At 71.5% G+C, this 14575-nt stretch carries 12 protein-coding genes; 7 read left to right on the top strand and 5 right to left on the bottom strand.

Annotated elements, in window-relative coordinates; genetic code table 11:
* Positions 1-178 precede the first annotated feature (178 nt).
* The 6 genes from IE308_RS34425 (at position 179) to IE308_RS34400 (ending at position 8588) form a co-directional block, all read left to right on the top strand.
* On the top strand, positions 179-1042 hold the full coding sequence (locus tag IE308_RS34425; protein ID WP_190220895.1) for an MHYT domain-containing protein: 864 nt from the start codon (positions 179-181) through the stop codon (positions 1040-1042).
* A gap of 39 nt (positions 1043-1081) precedes the next feature.
* Positions 1082-3235: an excinuclease ABC subunit UvrB gene (gene uvrB, locus IE308_RS34420; protein ID WP_190220894.1), complete on the top strand. Its 2154-nt coding sequence runs from the start codon at positions 1082-1084 to the stop codon at positions 3233-3235.
* Positions 3236-3398: 163 nt separating this feature from the next.
* On the top strand, positions 3399-3977 hold the full coding sequence (locus IE308_RS34415; protein WP_110627398.1) for a TerD family protein: 579 nt from the start codon (positions 3399-3401) through the stop codon (positions 3975-3977).
* Positions 3978-4045: 68 nt separating this feature from the next.
* On the top strand, positions 4046-6046 hold the full coding sequence (locus IE308_RS34410; protein ID WP_190220893.1) for a TerD family protein: 2001 nt from the start codon (positions 4046-4048) through the stop codon (positions 6044-6046).
* Positions 6047-6268: 222 nt separating this feature from the next.
* Positions 6269-7273: a TerC/Alx family metal homeostasis membrane protein gene (locus tag IE308_RS34405; RefSeq protein ID WP_190220892.1), complete on the top strand. Its 1005-nt coding sequence runs from the start codon at positions 6269-6271 to the stop codon at positions 7271-7273.
* A gap of 214 nt (positions 7274-7487) precedes the next feature.
* On the top strand, positions 7488-8588 hold the full coding sequence (locus IE308_RS34400; protein WP_190220891.1) for a calcium:cation antiporter: 1101 nt from the start codon (positions 7488-7490) through the stop codon (positions 8586-8588).
* 43 nt (positions 8589-8631) lie between these two features.
* On the opposite strand, the gene IE308_RS34395 is transcribed toward IE308_RS34400, so the two are convergent.
* Together IE308_RS34395 and IE308_RS34390 are read right to left on the bottom strand one after the other, a co-directional pair.
* Complete coding sequence (locus IE308_RS34395; protein ID WP_229909340.1) at positions 8632-9936, bottom strand: MFS transporter; 1305 nt, start codon at positions 9934-9936, stop codon at positions 8632-8634.
* 83 nt (positions 9937-10019) lie between these two features.
* The gene (locus tag IE308_RS34390; protein WP_190220890.1) at positions 10020-11066 is read right to left on the bottom strand and encodes a S66 family peptidase; all 1047 of its coding nucleotides are present in this window, start codon (positions 11064-11066) and stop codon (positions 10020-10022) included.
* Positions 11067-11184: 118 nt separating this feature from the next.
* On the opposite strand from IE308_RS34390, the gene aroQ reads away from it, so the two are divergent.
* Entirely contained in the window at positions 11185-11658 is a 474-nt protein-coding gene (gene aroQ / locus IE308_RS34385) for a type II 3-dehydroquinate dehydratase (RefSeq protein ID WP_190220889.1), read from the top strand.
* 68 nt (positions 11659-11726) lie between these two features.
* On the opposite strand, the gene IE308_RS34380 is transcribed toward aroQ, so the two are convergent.
* The 3 genes from IE308_RS34380 to IE308_RS34370 are packed head-to-tail and all read right to left on the bottom strand — an operon-like array spanning position 11727 to position 14238.
* Positions 11727-12479, bottom strand: coding sequence for an amino acid ABC transporter ATP-binding protein (locus IE308_RS34380; RefSeq protein WP_190220888.1), 753 nt, complete (start codon positions 12477-12479; stop codon positions 11727-11729).
* On the bottom strand, positions 12476-13357 hold the full coding sequence (locus IE308_RS34375) for an amino acid ABC transporter permease (protein ID WP_190220887.1): 882 nt from the start codon (positions 13355-13357) through the stop codon (positions 12476-12478). The genes IE308_RS34380 and IE308_RS34375 overlap by 4 nt, the downstream gene beginning before the upstream one ends.
* Positions 13354-14238, bottom strand: coding sequence for an ABC transporter substrate-binding protein (locus IE308_RS34370; protein WP_190220886.1), 885 nt, complete (start codon positions 14236-14238; stop codon positions 13354-13356). The genes IE308_RS34375 and IE308_RS34370 overlap by 4 nt, the downstream gene beginning before the upstream one ends.
* Positions 14239-14575: the final 337 nt, after the last annotated feature.

Below are 14575 nucleotides of genomic sequence, written 5' to 3'. Positions count from 1 at the left end.
AAGTCCGCTCACTGGTGCCGCACATCTGCGGCAGGGGCGTGTTTCTTTGCCGGAAAATCGTTCGACCATTCCGGTGGGGGTCATACTCTTCGCACTCGACCCTGACCGCTCGCGCGGCGCTGGGAGGGGTGCGTTTCAGGAGATTCCGGGACGGAACAGGGCGGAAGGGCAACCGCGCATGCAGGGCACGGTCGACGGTTTCACCTACGGACTCGTCACACCGCTGGTGGCCTATCTCATGGCCTGCCTCGGCGGCGCCCTCGGTCTGCGCTGCACCACCAGAGCCGGGCGTGTCGCCCGCTCCTGGCGGCCCGGCTGGCTCGCCCTCGCCTCCGCCGCCATCGGCTCCGGCATCTGGACGATGCACTTCATCGCGATGATGGGCTTCACCGTCGCCGAGGCGCCGATCCACTACGACAAGCCCACGACGTTCGCCAGCCTCGGCCTCGCCATCGTCATGGTCGGCGTCGGCATCTTCATCGTCGGCTACCAGGGGCCCCGGGGCACCGCCCTGTTCACCGGCGGCACCATCACCGGCCTCGGGATCGCCTCGATGCACTACCTCGGCATGGCCGGAATGCGTCTGGACGGACGGCTGGAGTACGACACGCTCAGCGTCGCCGCCTCCGTCGTTATAGGCATGGCCGCGGCCACCGCCGCCCTGTGGGCCGCCGGCCAGGTCAGGGGATTCCTCTGGAGCGTCGGCGCCAGCCTGATCATGGGCATCGCCGTCAGCGGCATGCACTACACGGCCATGGCCGGCGTGAGCGTCCACCTCCACGGCACGTCGGCGCCCACCACCGGCGACTCGCCCGCCACGCTGCTCGCCCCCATGCTGATCGGCCCGCTCGCCTTCCTCTGCCTCGCCGGCGTCGTCGTCCTCTTCGACCCGCTGACCGTCATGGGCCGCCCCGACGCCGCCCCCGCCGAGCCCCAGCCCGGCGTCCCCGCCCACGCCGTCGCGCACAACGCCCGCCGCCCCGCACTCCGGCCCCGCCGTGACCTGGCACGACAGCGCACCCGCACCCCGCAGAACCGCTGACCGCGCCGCGATGTCAGTGGTGGGTCGTACGGTGGTTGCATGCGGCCCGTTTCCCACATCGAACGCACGGTGGCGCCCTTCGAGGTCGTCAGCCCCTACCAGCCCAGCGGCGACCAGCCGGCGGCCATCGCCGAGCTCGCCCGCCGTATCGAGGCCGGTGAGAAGGACGTCGTCCTGCTGGGCGCGACCGGCACCGGCAAGTCCGCCACCACCGCGTGGATGATCGAGAAGCTCCAGCGCCCCACCCTCGTGATGGCGCCGAACAAGACGCTGGCCGCCCAGCTGGCCAACGAGTTCCGGGAGCTGCTGCCCAACAACGCCGTCGAGTACTTCGTCTCGTACTACGACTACTACCAGCCCGAGGCCTACGTCCCGCAGTCGGACACCTACATCGAGAAGGACTCCTCGATCAACGAGGAGGTGGAGCGGCTGCGGCACTCCGCGACCAACTCGCTCCTCACCCGGCGCGACGTCGTCGTGGTCGCCTCCGTCTCCTGCATCTACGGCCTGGGCACCCCGCAGGAGTACGTCGACCGGATGGTCCCCCTCAGGGTCGGCGACGAGATCGACCGGGACGAGCTGCTGCGCCGCTTCGTGGACATCCAGTACGCGCGCAACGACATGGCGTTCAGCCGTGGCACCTTCCGGGTGCGCGGCGACACCATCGAGATCTTCCCGGTCTACGAGGAGCTCGCCGTCCGCATCGAGATGTTCGGCGACGAGATCGAGGCGCTCACCACCCTCCACCCGCTCACCGGCGAGATCATCAGCGACGAGCAGCTGCTGTACGTCTTCCCCGCCTCCCACTACGTCGCCGGCCCCGAGCGCATGGAGCGGGCGGTCAACGACATCGAGAAGGAGCTGACCGAGCGCCTGGCCGAGCTGGAGAAGCAGGGCAGGCTGCTGGAGGCCCAGCGCCTGCGCATGCGGACGACGTACGACATCGAGATGCTCCGCCAGATCGGCACCTGCTCCGGCGTCGAGAACTACTCGATGCACTTCGACGGCCGCGCCCCCGGCACCCCGCCGAACACCCTGCTCGACTACTTCCCCGAGGACTTCCTCCTCGTCATCGACGAGTCGCACGTCACGGTGCCGCAGATCGGCGCGATGTACGAGGGCGACGCCTCCCGCAAGCGCACCCTCGTCGACCACGGCTTCCGGCTTCCCTCGGCCCTGGACAACCGGCCGCTGAAGTGGGAGGAGTTCCAGGAGCGCATCGGCCAGACGGTCTACCTGTCGGCCACCCCCGGCACCTACGAGCTGTCGCGTTCCCAGGGCGTCGTCGAGCAGATCATCCGCCCGACCGGCCTGGTCGACCCCGAGGTCGTCGTCAAGCCCACCGAGGGCCAGATCGACGACCTGGTGCACGAGATCCGCAAGCGCACCGAGAAGGACGAGCGCGTCCTGGTCACCACGCTCACCAAGAAGATGGCCGAGGACCTCACCGACTACTTCCTGGAGCTGGGCATCCAGGTGCGCTACCTGCACAGCGACGTCGACACCCTGCGCCGCGTGGAGCTGCTGCGCGAACTGCGCTCCGGCGAGTTCGACGTCCTGGTCGGCATCAACCTCCTGCGCGAGGGCCTCGACCTGCCCGAGGTGTCCCTGGTGGCGATCCTCGACGCCGACAAGGAGGGCTTCCTGCGCTCGGGCACCTCGCTGATCCAGACCATCGGCCGTGCCGCGCGGAACGTCTCCGGCGAGGTCCATATGTACGCCGACAAGATCACCCCGGCGATGGAGCGGGCCATCGACGAGACCAACCGGCGCCGGGAGAAGCAGGTCGCCTACAACAAGGCCAACGGCATCGACCCGCAGCCGCTGCGCAAGAAGATCAACGACATCGTCGCGCAGATCGCCCGCGAGGAGGTCGACACCGAGCAGCTGCTGGGCAGCGGCTACCGGGCCAAGAAGGACGGCCGCCCCACCAAGGCCCCCGTGCCCTCGCTCGGCGACAAGACGAAGGCCGGCAAGGGCGCGAAGACCGCCAAGCAGGCCAAGGGCAAGGCCGGGGAGACCGCGCCCACCACCACGCCCGCCGCGGAACTCGCCGAGCAGATCGAGGAGCTGACGGAGCGCATGCGCGCCGCCGCCGCCGACCTCCAGTTCGAGATCGCGGCCCGGCTGCGCGACGAGGTCTCCGAGATGAAGAAGGAACTGCGCCAGATGAAGGAGGCGGGCCTGGCCTGACCCCCGTTCACCCCCGCGCCGGGCCCCGGACGTCGCGCGCTGTGTTGCAAGACCGACACAAACAGTGCACCGGGGTTCGGCACGGTCGGTGGTCCTGCGTAGGGTGCTGGTCAACCGCGGACGTTGCGGCTAACAGGGGACTGTTCGAGAGGGGAATCAGCGCGTGACCGTCAACATGACCAAGGGTCAGGCCATCAGTCTGCAGAAGAACGACGGGGGCAGCCTGACCGCGGTCCGCATGGGTCTCGGCTGGCAGGCAGCCCCCCGGCGCGGCCTCTTCGGCTCCCGCACCCGGGAGATCGACCTCGACGCCTCGGCCGTGCTCTTCGCCGACAAGCAGCCCGTGGACGTCGTCTTCTTCCGGCACCTGGTGAGCGACGACGGCTCCGTGCGCCACACCGGTGACAACCTCGTCGGCGGTGTCGGCCAGGGCGGCGACGACGAGGCCATCCTCGTCGACCTCCAGCGCATCCCGGTCCACATCGACCAGATCGTCTTCACCGTGAACTCCTTCACGGGCCAGACCTTCCAGGAGGTGCAGAACGCGTTCTGCCGCCTGGTCGACGAGACCAACGGGCAGGAGCTCGCCCGCTACACGCTGGCCGGCGGCGGCGCCTACACCGCCCAGATCATGGCCAAGGTGCACCGCTCGGGCCCCGGCTGGACGATGACCGCCCTCGGCACCCCGGCCAACGGCCGCACCTTCCAGGACCTGATGCCGTCGATCCTGCCCCTGCTCTAGCAGGCGGTGCGGGGCGAGCGGACGAGCGGTACGGACGACGACACAGTGACACGGGGGGACGGAAGGCGATGACGGCCGAGCTGGTGCGGGGGCAGAACCACCCGCTCACCCAGGTCCGCCTGGAGGTCAGGGTCTCGGCCGGCACACCGGTCGTGGCCGCCGCCACCCTCAGCGACGAGCAGGGCACGATACGGGGCGTGGAGTGGGTGGCCCACCCCGGCGCCCCGGCCCTGCCCGGCCTGGAGGTGTCCCGGCAGGCGGCCGCCGACCACCGTCTCGCGGTGGACCTCGACGCCGTACCGGACGCCGTGCACCGCGTCGACGTACTGCTCGCCCTGCCCACCGACGGCCGGGGCCCGGTCCGTTTCGGTGCGGTCGCCGCGCCCTTCGTCGCGGTGACCGGCCTCGACGGCACCGAGGTCGCCACCTACACCATCACCGGGCTGGACGCCGAGACCGCCGTCGTCGCCCTGGAGCTGTACCGCCGCCAGGGCGCCTGGAAGGTGCGTGCCGTTGGCCAGGGGTACGCCGGCGGGCTCGCCGAACTCTTCGCCGACCAGGGGCTGGCCGAGGCCCACGCCCTCGCGAACTGCATCCAGTCGGCCGTGGCTCAGAGCCACGCCCGCGCGGTCCCGGCCCCCGCGTCCGGCACCACCGACACCGACCGCGTCCACCGCCACGCGGCAACCACCCCGGACTCCGGTGTCCACGCCACCCAGCCCGGCCAGCACGCCGGCCCCACGCAGCACGGCGGGCCCTACGGCCGCGACGCGTCGCACGGCATGCCCGCGGAACCCACTCCGGCCCAGGCCGGGCAGGGCGCCGACCCGGCCCGGCCGGGACCGGCGGGCCCCGTCGACTACACCCACCCCGGCCGGCAGCGCACCGCGCCCCCGCCGTCCCCGCCGACCGCTCCGCCGGCCCCGCAGGGGCAGCCCACGGGGCCCGTGGCGGGCGACGCGACCGGGTGGTCCATGGACGAGCGGCTCTACAACCAGGTGTGGGGCATGTTCGAGGATCTGGCCCGCACCACCGCGGCGTATCGCAGCGCGGTCGACTTCGCGGACTCGCGCATGGAGAAGGAGCTGGACCAGGTCCTGTCCGACCCGCGCAGCCGTATCGGCGGCCAGGGCGACGCGGCGCGTGAGGCGGCCCGGGCCCGGCACGCCGACCTCGTCGGCCAGGCCCGGCAGGCCCTGGACCGCGACCTCGCCCAGCTCCAGGCCGAGGCCGACGTCGTGGAACCGGCCCTGCCGCCCGCCTACGCCCGCTGGGACAACCCCGTCTGGCACGGCTACCGCGTGCCGATGGAGATGCCCATGGCGCTGCGCGTCGGCGACCTGCACCTGCCCGAGAGCGACCCTCTGCGCATTCCCCTGCTGGTCCGGCTGCCGCTCGAACGCGGACTGTGGATCGACAGCGGACGCGCGGGATCGCTCGACGGCTCCTTCGCCGACTCCCACGAGCTGCGGCAAGGTGCGATGGAGACAGCGGTGGCGCTCGCCGCCCGGCTGCTCGCGGTCCATCCGGCGGGCGAGTTCACGCTCCATGTCATCGACCCCGCGGGCTCCGCGGCCGGGTCGCTGGCCCCGCTGACCCGGTCCGGCGTCCTGGCCGGACCGCCCGCCGTGGGCGCCGCGGGGGTCTCCGAGGTCCTGGCCCGGCTCACCGAGCGGGTCGACCTCGTGCAGATGGCGGTGCGCGGCGGCGCGGCCGACGCCCTCCCGCCCGGCCTCGACACCGCCCAGCAACTGCTGCTGATCAACGACTTCCCGCACGGCTTCGACGATCGTGCCGTGACCCGGCTGCGCTACCTCGCCGACGAGGGCCCGGCCGTCGGCGTGCACCTGCTGATGGTGGCCGACCGGGAGGACGCCGCCGGTTACGGTCCGTTGCTGGACCCGCTGTGGCGTTCGCTGCTGCGGCTCACCCCGGTGGCCGACGATCATCTCGCCGACCCGTGGGTCGGGCACGCCTGGACCTATGAGCCGTCCCTTGTCCCGCCCGGCAGCCAGATCCTCCAGCAGGTGCTCACCCAGGTGGCCCAGGCCCGCACCAAGTACATGTAAAACCGTCTGACCAGGGAACTTGGCATTTTCTTTGCCGAGCACTTTACCTTTCCTTGGTGATTGGCTAAGCTGGTCACCACGGAGGGGAGTACTCCCTGTCACTGCGGTGTCCCCGTCAATACGGATCAGGCCAGATCCCGGGGCGCCGGCCCATCACGGGTGGAAGAGACCTCCGGCGCGCGACGACGCTGATCACCTGCCGTTACGACTGCCGGAGGCGCAGTGGAAGTTTCCGCGACCCTGTGGGTCCTGACCATCGTGGGCCTCGCCGCCCTGATCGCGGTCGATTTCTTCATCGGCCGCAAACCGCACGACGTGTCCATCAAGGAAGCCGGCATCTGGACGGCCGTCTGGATCGCCCTGGCCGGCCTCTTCGGCCTCGGCCTGCTCCTCTTCGGCGGCGGCCGGCCGGCCGGGGAGTTCTTCGCCGGCTTCATCACCGAGAAGTCGCTGAGCGTCGACAACCTCTTCGTCTTCGTCCTGATCATGGCGAAGTTCGCGGTGCCGTCGCAGTACCAGCAGCGCGTGCTCCTCATCGGCGTGCTCATAGCCCTGGTGCTGCGGGCGATCTTCATCGCCGCGGGCGCCGCGATCCTCGCCAGCTTCTCGTGGGTCTTCTACCTCTTCGGCGCCTTCCTGATCTGGACCGCCTGGAAGCTCATCCAGGAGGCCCGGGCCGACGAGGAGGACGAGGAGTACGAGGAGAACAAGCTGCTGAAGGCCGTCGAGCACCGCTTCGGTGTCGCCGACCGCTACCACGGCACCAAGCTGTGGATCCAGCAGAACGGCAAGCGGGTCATGACCCCGATGCTCGTCGTGATGCTGGCCATCGGCACCACCGACGTCCTGTTCGCGCTGGACTCCATCCCCGCGATCTTCGGCCTGACGCAGGACCCGTACATCGTCTTCACCGCCAACGCCTTCGCGCTGATGGGCCTGAGGCAGCTGTACTTCCTCATCGGCGGCCTGCTGAAGAAGCTGGTCCACCTGTCCTACGGCCTGTCGATCATCCTCGGCTTCATCGGCGTGAAGCTGGTGCTGCACGCCCTGCACGAGTCCGGGGTGCACGTCCCCGAGATCAGCATCCCGGTCTCGCTGGGCGTGATCTGCGCCGTCCTGATCGTCACGACGATCACCAGCCTGCGGGCCTCGAAGAAGCAGGCGGCGGCGCGGGAGGCGACGGAGACGTCCGTCGAGAGCGCCGCGAAGGACAGCGTCCAGAGCTGACCACCCGCGAACGCAGGAGCCGGCCCCCGGGAGCGGCACCGTTCGACGGCCGACCGCCGCTCCCGGTGGCGCGCCGGGGGCACTGCACGCCCCCGGCGCGCCAAGCGCACCGACCCCGACCTACAGGAGAGGACCGATTTCGCGCAGCACCCGGACTCACGACAAGCACACCGACCGGAATGCGAACCCCCAAGGCCTCTGCGACGATCGCCCCATGATCGCTCGGCTCAGGTCGCTCACCACCCGGTGGACCACCGTCGTGCCGGTCCTGGCGGTCGTCCTGCTGGCGTTCACCTGGGGGCGCGACCTGCCCGGCTGGCTGGTCGCCCTGGTGACGCTGGTCCTGGCCGGATCGGTCCTGGCCGCAGTCCACCACGCCGAGGTGGTCGCCCACCGGGTCGGGGAGCCGTACGGATCGCTCGTTCTCGCCGTCGCCGTCACCATCATCGAGGTGGCGCTCATCGTCACCCTCATGGCCGACGGCGGCGACAAGGGCGCGACCCTCGCCAGGGACACCGTCTTCGCGGCCGTGATGATCACCTGCAATGGCGTCGTCGGACTGAGCCTGCTGGTCGGTTCGCTGCGGCACGGCACGGCGATCTTCAACCCCGAAGGCACCGGAGCGGCCCTCGCCACCGTGGCGACGCTGGCCACCCTCAGTCTGGTGCTGCCGACCTTCACCACCAGCAAGCCCGGCCCCGAGTTCTCGACGGTGCAGCTCACCTTCGCCGCCGTGTCCTCATTGATCCTGTACGGCCTGTTCGTGGCGACCCAGACCGTGCGCCACCGCGACTACTTCCTGCCCCTCACCCGCGAGGGCCAGGTGATCACCGCCGACGACCACGCCGAGGCGCCGTCCGCCCGCACCGCCCTGGTCAGCCTGAGCCTGCTGGGTCTGGCCCTGGTGGGGGTGGTGGGGCTGGCCAAGGGCGTGTCACCGACCATCGAGTCCGGCGTGGAGGCGGCGGGCCTGCACCATGCGGTCGTCGGCGTGATCATCGCGCTGCTGGTGCTGCTCCCCGAGACCATCGCCGCACTGCGCGCCGCCCGCCGCGACCGCGTCCAGACCAGCCTCAACCTCGCGCTCGGTTCCGCCATGGCCAGCATCGGCCTCACCATCCCCGCGGTCGCGCTGGCCTCGGTCTGGCTCTCCGGTCCGCTCGTCCTCGGCCTCGGCCCGACCCATATGGTGCTGCTCGCGCTGACCGTCGTGGTCAGCTCGCTGACCGTGGTGCCCGGGCGGGCGACACCGCTCCAGGGCGGGGTGCACCTGGTGCTGTTCGCGGCGTACCTGGAGCTGGCGCTCAACCCCTGACCGCGAGGCCACCACCCTCACCCTCACCGCGAGCCTGCCACGCTCACTCCATGGCCGGCTCCGCCACCGGCACCCCCACCGGACGCGTCTCCGGCAGCCGGGCGAAGCAGGCGAGGCTGAGCAGCGCGACAGCGGTGAGGTACGCGCCGACACCCCAGGGGACCCGGCCGCCCTGCTCGGCGAGCGCGGTGGCCACGATCGGGGTCAGCGCGCCGCCGAGGACACCGCCGAGGTTGTAGCCGACCGCGGCGCCCGTGCAGCGCACCCGCGGCTCGTACAGCTCCGGCAGGTACGCGGCGATCACGGCGAACATGGTGATGAACGCGAGCATGGCGCCCAGGCAACCGAGGAACATCAGCAGGGGTTCACCGGTCGCCAGCAGCGCGACCATCGGGAACATCCACAGCGCCGTCGCCGCGCACCCGGCGAGGCACATCGGCCGGCGACCCAGGCGGTCGCCCAGGTGCGCGGCGACCGGTGTCAGCGCGCCCTTCACCACCACGGCGGCCATGACGCAGGCCAGCATGACGCCGCGGCTCACGCCGAGCCGCTCGGTGGCGTAGGCGAGGGACCAGGTCGTCACGGCGTAGAAGACGGCGTAGCCGACCGCGAGCGCGCCCGCCGTCAGCAGCACGAGCCGCCAATGATCGCGCACGACCTCGGCGAGCGGTACGCGCGCGTGCCGGTCGATCTCCAGGAAGTGCGGGCTCTCGACGAGGGACGACCGCAGCCACAGCCCCGCCACCGCGAGCACCCCGGCCACCCAGAACGGCACCCGCCAGCCCCACGCGGCGAACTGCGCGTCCGTGAGCGTCGCCGCCAGCCCGAGCACGACCCCGTTGGCGAGGAGGAACCCCACGGCCGGGCCGATCTGCGGGAAGCTCGACCACAGGCCGCGCCGCTCGGCGGGCGCGTGCTCCGCCGTCAGCAGCACCGCCCCGCCCCACTCCCCGCCCAGTCCCAGCCCCTGCAGGAACCGCAGCACCAGCAGCAGCAGGGGAGCGGCGACCCCGATCGCGTCGTACGCCGGCACACAGCCGACCGCGACCGTCGAGCCCCCGGTCAGCAGCAGCGAGGCCACCAGCACCGGCCGCCGCCCGCGCCGGTCCCCGATGTGCCCGAACAGCACCGAGCCGAGCGGCCGCGCGACGAAGCCCACGCCGAACGTCGCGAAGGCCGCCAGTGTCCCCGCGAGCGGGGAGAAGGTGGGGAAGAACAGCGGGCCGAGCACCAGCGCCGCGGCGGTGCCGTAGACGAAGAAGTCGTAGAACTCGATGGCCGTCCCGGCGAGCGAGGCGGTGGCGAGCCGGAGCATGGAGAGCGCCCTCACGGTGCGTACGTCGTGCATGCCGCGTCAACCAGCCACGGTGATCACGGGTTACGGGGGCGCGCGACGGGGCGCGCCCCCGGCCGGGAGCGCGCCCCGGCCGGTCAGTAGGTGACGGTGATGCGCCGGGCGGGCCCGTCGACGCGGATCGTGCCGCCGTAGGGGAGGACGAGCTGCGGATCGGTGTGGCCGTAGTCCACATCGAAGACGATCATCGTGTCGGGGGCGTACGTCCGCATCGCGCGCAGGATCGCCTCCCGCTGCTCGGCGGCGTAACGGGCGCCCTCCTCGGGCGAGTTGGGCTGCTCGAACGACCAGGTCTTCGGACGGCCCACCAGCAGGGCCGGGAACCGCCGGAGCAGCCCGCGCTCGCCCATGTTGCGCAGGGTGCGGAACACCTCCGTGCCGCTCGGCATCTCCTCGGAGGTCTCCAGGAGCAGCACACCGCCGTCGTACACCGACAGGTCGTGGGAGATCTCGCGGTCGGCCATCAGCAGCATGGCGAGGATCTCCACGCAGCCGCCCCAACTGCGGCCCTCCACCACCCGGTCGGCGTTCACCCAGTCCCAGCCGGTGCCGGGCCGGGTCTCCGGCTCCGCCTCGAAGGTCGCCGGGTCGGCCCAGTCGCGGTCGACGTCCCGCCAGCGCTCGGCGGGCCGCAGCTCGAACTCGCCCGGCGTGAACAGCGCCGCCCGCAGCGACTCCTCGGTCAGCGGGTGCATCGCGCCGGGGCGGCCGACCGCCGCCATCACGGTCGCGCCGTGGAAGCCGACGATGCCGGTGTTGTACAGGTACGCCAGCAGGTTGGTGTTGTCGCTCATCCCGAAGAACGGCTTCGGGTTGGCCCGGATCAACTCCCGGTCCAGATACGGCAGGACGGTGATCTGGTCGTCGCCGCCGATCGACGCCATGACCGCCTTCACGGACGGGTCGGCGAACGCGGCGTGGATGTCGTCGGCCCGCTCCCGCGGCGTGGCCCCCATCTTCCGGGTCGCCGGGTACTCCACCGGCTCCAGGCCGAAGTCCTCGCGCAGCCGCCGGAGCCCCAGTTCGTGGGGGAGCGGAAGGATGCCCGGCAGCCCGGCTCCCGGGGAGATGACGGCTATGCGGTCGCCGGGCGACGGCTTGGGCGGGTAGGAGATCGTCGTCATGCCCGGATGCTAGGGGCCCTGACCACGCCCGTGCACCGGGATAAAAGCGCAGCGTGATAGACCGGGTGCGAGCAGCGGCCCCGCCGGGCCGCCCCACCGCGAACGGACCGGAGGAACCGTGCCCCGCACCCTGGCCAACGCCCCGATCATGATCCTCAACGGCCCCAACCTGAACCTGCTGGGGCAGCGCCAGCCGGAGATCTACGGCTCCGACACACTCGCCGACGTCGAGGCCCTGTGCGCCAGGACGGCCGCCGCGCACGGCGGGACGGTGGACTTCCGCCAGTCCAACCACGAGGGCGAACTGGTCGAGTGGATCCACGAGGCGCGCCTCAACCACTGCGGGATCGTCATCAACCCGGCCGCCTACTCGCACACCTCGGTCGCCATCCTGGACGCCCTCAACACCTGCGACGGACTGCCGGTGATCGAGGTGCACATCTCCAACATCCACCAGCGCGAGGCGTTCCGGCACCACTCCTACGTCTCGCTGCGCGCGGACGGCGTCATCGCCGGGTGCGGGGTGCAGGGGTACGCGTTCGGAGTGGAGCGGGTCGCCGCGCTGGCCGGCCCGGCGCGGGCGGAGGCGTGAGGACCGCCGACGTGTAAGGACCGCCCTCCGTGGCGAGGCGCCCCTTACCGCGGCGGCCTGCGTACGCCCTACAGGCGTCCCGCCTCCACGATGCGTCGCAGGAAGCGTCGCGTGCGCTCCTGCTGCGGATCGCCGAAGACCTGCTCGGCGGTGCCGCGCTCCAGCACCACACCGCCCTCCAGGAAGCAGACCTGGTCGGCGACGTCCCGCGCGAAGCCCATCTCATGGGTGGCGAGCACCATGGTCATGCCCTCGTCCTTCAGGTCGCGCACGACCGCGAGGACCTCTCCCACCAGCTCCGGGTCGAGCGCGGCGGTGATCTCGTCGAGCAGCAGCAGCCGGGGGCGCACGGCGAGGGCGCGCACGATCGCCACGCGCTGCTGCTGCCCGCCGCTGAGCCGGTCCGGGTACTCGCCCGCCTTCGCCGCGAGCCCCAGCCGCTCCAGCAGCTCCCGCGCCCGCTCCTCCGCCTCCGCGCGGCCGACGCCGTGGACGCGGCGCGGGGCGAGGGTGATGTTCTCCAGCACCGTCATGTGCGGGAAGAGGTTGTAGGCCTGGAACACCACGCCGATACGGCGCCGTACCGCGTCCTGGTCGGCGCGCGGGTCGGTGATCTCCTCCCCGTCCAGCCAGATGGCGCCGTCGTCGATCTCCTCCAGCAGGTTGGCGCAGCGCAGCAGCGTCGACTTGCCGGAGCCGGACGCGCCGATGAGCGCCGTCACGGTGTGCGGGGCGACCTCCAGGTCCACGTCCCGCAGGACGACCGTGGAGCCGAACGTCTTGCGGACCGACTCCATCCGCAGCACGGGCGCCTCGCTCATGCCGTCCCTCCCTGGGTGCGCCTGCGGTCCAGCCGGGCCGTCACCCAGTCCGTGAACCGTGTCATCGGGATGGTCAGTGCCACGAAGACCAGCCCCGCGACGATGTACGGCGTGTAGTTCAGGCTGCGGCCCACGATGATGTCCGCGGCCCGTACGGCGTCCACCGCGCCGCCGATCGACACGAGCCCGGTGTCCTTCTGCAGCGACACCAGGTCGTTCAGCAGCGGCGGCACCTGACGCCGTACCGCCTGCGGCAGGACGACGTAGCGCAGCGCCTGCCGGTTGGTCAGGCCCAGCGAGCGGGCCGCGGCGCGCTGCGAGGGGTGCACGGACTCGATGCCGGCGCGGAACACCTCGGCGACGTACGCCGAGTACGTCAGCGTCAGCGCCGTGCCGCCCAGCAGCACCGGGTCGACGGTCACGCCCTGCAGCCGCAGCGCCGGCACGCCCAGCACCACGATCATCAGGTTGATGATCAGCGGCAGTCCGCGGAAGAAGTCGGTGTAGGCGGCGGCCAGGACCCGCAGCGGAAAGAACACCGGCCCGCGCAGCGTGCGCGCGATCGCGATGAGCATGCCGAGGACGAGCACGGCGGCCCCGCACACCAGCAGCAGCCGGACGTTCAGCCACAGCCCTTCGAGCACCTTGGGCAGCGCCTCGCGCGCGTACCGCCCGTCGAAGAACGTCTCCTTGGTGCGCGGCCAGCCGGGCGCCCCGACGACCACCAGGTACAGCGCGACGCCGGTGACGAGAGTGGACAGGGCCGCGATCGCGGTAGCGCGGCGCGCGCGGGCGCGCTTGAACCGCTCGCGCTCCAGGCGCCGCTCGGAGGGGACGTACGCGTCCTGCGTGTCCTTCGGGTCCTCGGTGAGCGTCACTTGAGCACCGGGGCGTCGACGGCGTCGGACAGCCACTGCTGCTCCAGCTTGGCCAGGGTGCCGTCCTTGCGCAGCGCGTCCACCGCGCCGCTCACGCACGGAGTGAGGGCGCTGCCCTTGTCCAGGACGAGGCCGAACTGCTCCGGCGCGCCGCCCTGGTTCTCGAACTGGCCGACGATCTTCGCGTCGGTCACCTCGGCGGCGGTGATGTAGAAGGCGGTCGGCAGGTCGGTGACGATCGCGTCGACCTGGCCGTTCTTCAGCGCGGACTTGGCCTGGTCGTTCTTCGCGTACACGGCGGCCGCCTGCTTCGGCTTCACCACGTCGTTGATGTAGTCGAGGCTGGTGGTGCCGACCTGGGCGCCCAGTTTGACGTCCTTCAGGTCGGCGATGCTCGTCGCCTTCGCGGCCTTGGAGCCCTTCAGCGCGATGACGGCCTGGCGCACGTCGTAGTAGCCGGAGGAGAAGTCCACGGCCTTCCTGCGCTCGTCGCTGATCGAGACCTGGTTGATGTCGAAGTCGAAGGTCTTCTCGCCGGGCGCGAACGCCTTGTTGAAGGGCACGCTCTGCCAGACCACGGCGTCCTTGCCGTAGCCGAGCCGCTGGGCGACGGCGTAGGCGACGGCGGACTCGAAGCCCTTGCCGTTCGCGGGCTTGTCGTCCTTGAACCAGGGCTCGTAGGCGGGCTCGTCGGTGGCGATCGTCAGCTTGCCGGACGTCTTCGTGGCCAACTCGCCCTTGGCGCAGCCGGTGCCGGCCGACCCGGACGGCTTGGCGGCGGCGTCCTGCTCCGGCTGCGGCGCACAGCCGACGGCGGCGGCGAGGAGAGCGGCGGTGGTGGCGACGGCGGCGCGGCGCAGGGTGCGAGCGACAGAGTGCATGGCGCGAGATTGGCAGCGCGCCGCGCGTTTGTCGAGGTCACACCAACGTTTGTCCGGATAGTGGGAACGGGTGTTGCGGCCGTGTGAACGGCGCGGACGTCGCCGGGGGCCGCCGGTCGAGGGCGGGGAAAAGGACCGGCGGCCCCGACCGCCCGGGAGCCGTCATCCCGTGCGGGGCTGCGTCCAGTTGACCGTGCCGCCCTGGCGCTCCGGGAGCGCGCGCGGGGCACCGGCGCGTGCACGCCGTTCACACGGGGCGCGCGCAAGGTGCCGCGCGCCCCCAATACGCGCCGGGCGCGCCGCCGTTCACCGACTCTCGGTGCCCGACGTGCCCCGC

This window comes from Streptomyces griseosporeus (genome assembly GCF_014656055.1).
Classification (GTDB): domain Bacteria; phylum Actinomycetota; class Actinomycetes; order Streptomycetales; family Streptomycetaceae; genus Streptomyces; species Streptomyces griseosporeus.
Note: the sequence above shows the minus strand (reverse complement) of the source record. Positions and strands in the feature narration are given on the sequence as shown.

What these genes read in the sequence shown, in the direction of transcription:
- IE308_RS34395 (WP_229909340.1), bottom strand. Translation starts at nt 9,936, where the DNA reads ATGCACGACGTACGCACCGTGAGGGCGCTCTCCATGCTCCGGCTCGCC.
- IE308_RS34370 (WP_190220886.1), bottom strand. Translation starts at nt 14,238, where the DNA reads ATGCACTCTGTCGCTCGCACCCTGCGCCGCGCCGCCGTCGCCACCACC.
- IE308_RS34380 (WP_190220888.1), bottom strand. Translation starts at nt 12,479, where the DNA reads ATGAGCGAGGCGCCCGTGCTGCGGATGGAGTCGGTCCGCAAGACGTTC.
- IE308_RS34400 (WP_190220891.1), top strand. Translation starts at nt 7,488, where the DNA reads ATGATCGCTCGGCTCAGGTCGCTCACCACCCGGTGGACCACCGTCGTG.
- uvrB (WP_190220894.1), top strand. Translation starts at nt 1,082, where the DNA reads ATGCGGCCCGTTTCCCACATCGAACGCACGGTGGCGCCCTTCGAGGTC.
- IE308_RS34425 (WP_190220895.1), top strand. Translation starts at nt 179, where the DNA reads ATGCAGGGCACGGTCGACGGTTTCACCTACGGACTCGTCACACCGCTG.
- IE308_RS34410 (WP_190220893.1), top strand. Translation starts at nt 4,046, where the DNA reads ATGACGGCCGAGCTGGTGCGGGGGCAGAACCACCCGCTCACCCAGGTC.
- IE308_RS34390 (WP_190220890.1), bottom strand. Translation starts at nt 11,066, where the DNA reads ATGACGACGATCTCCTACCCGCCCAAGCCGTCGCCCGGCGACCGCATA.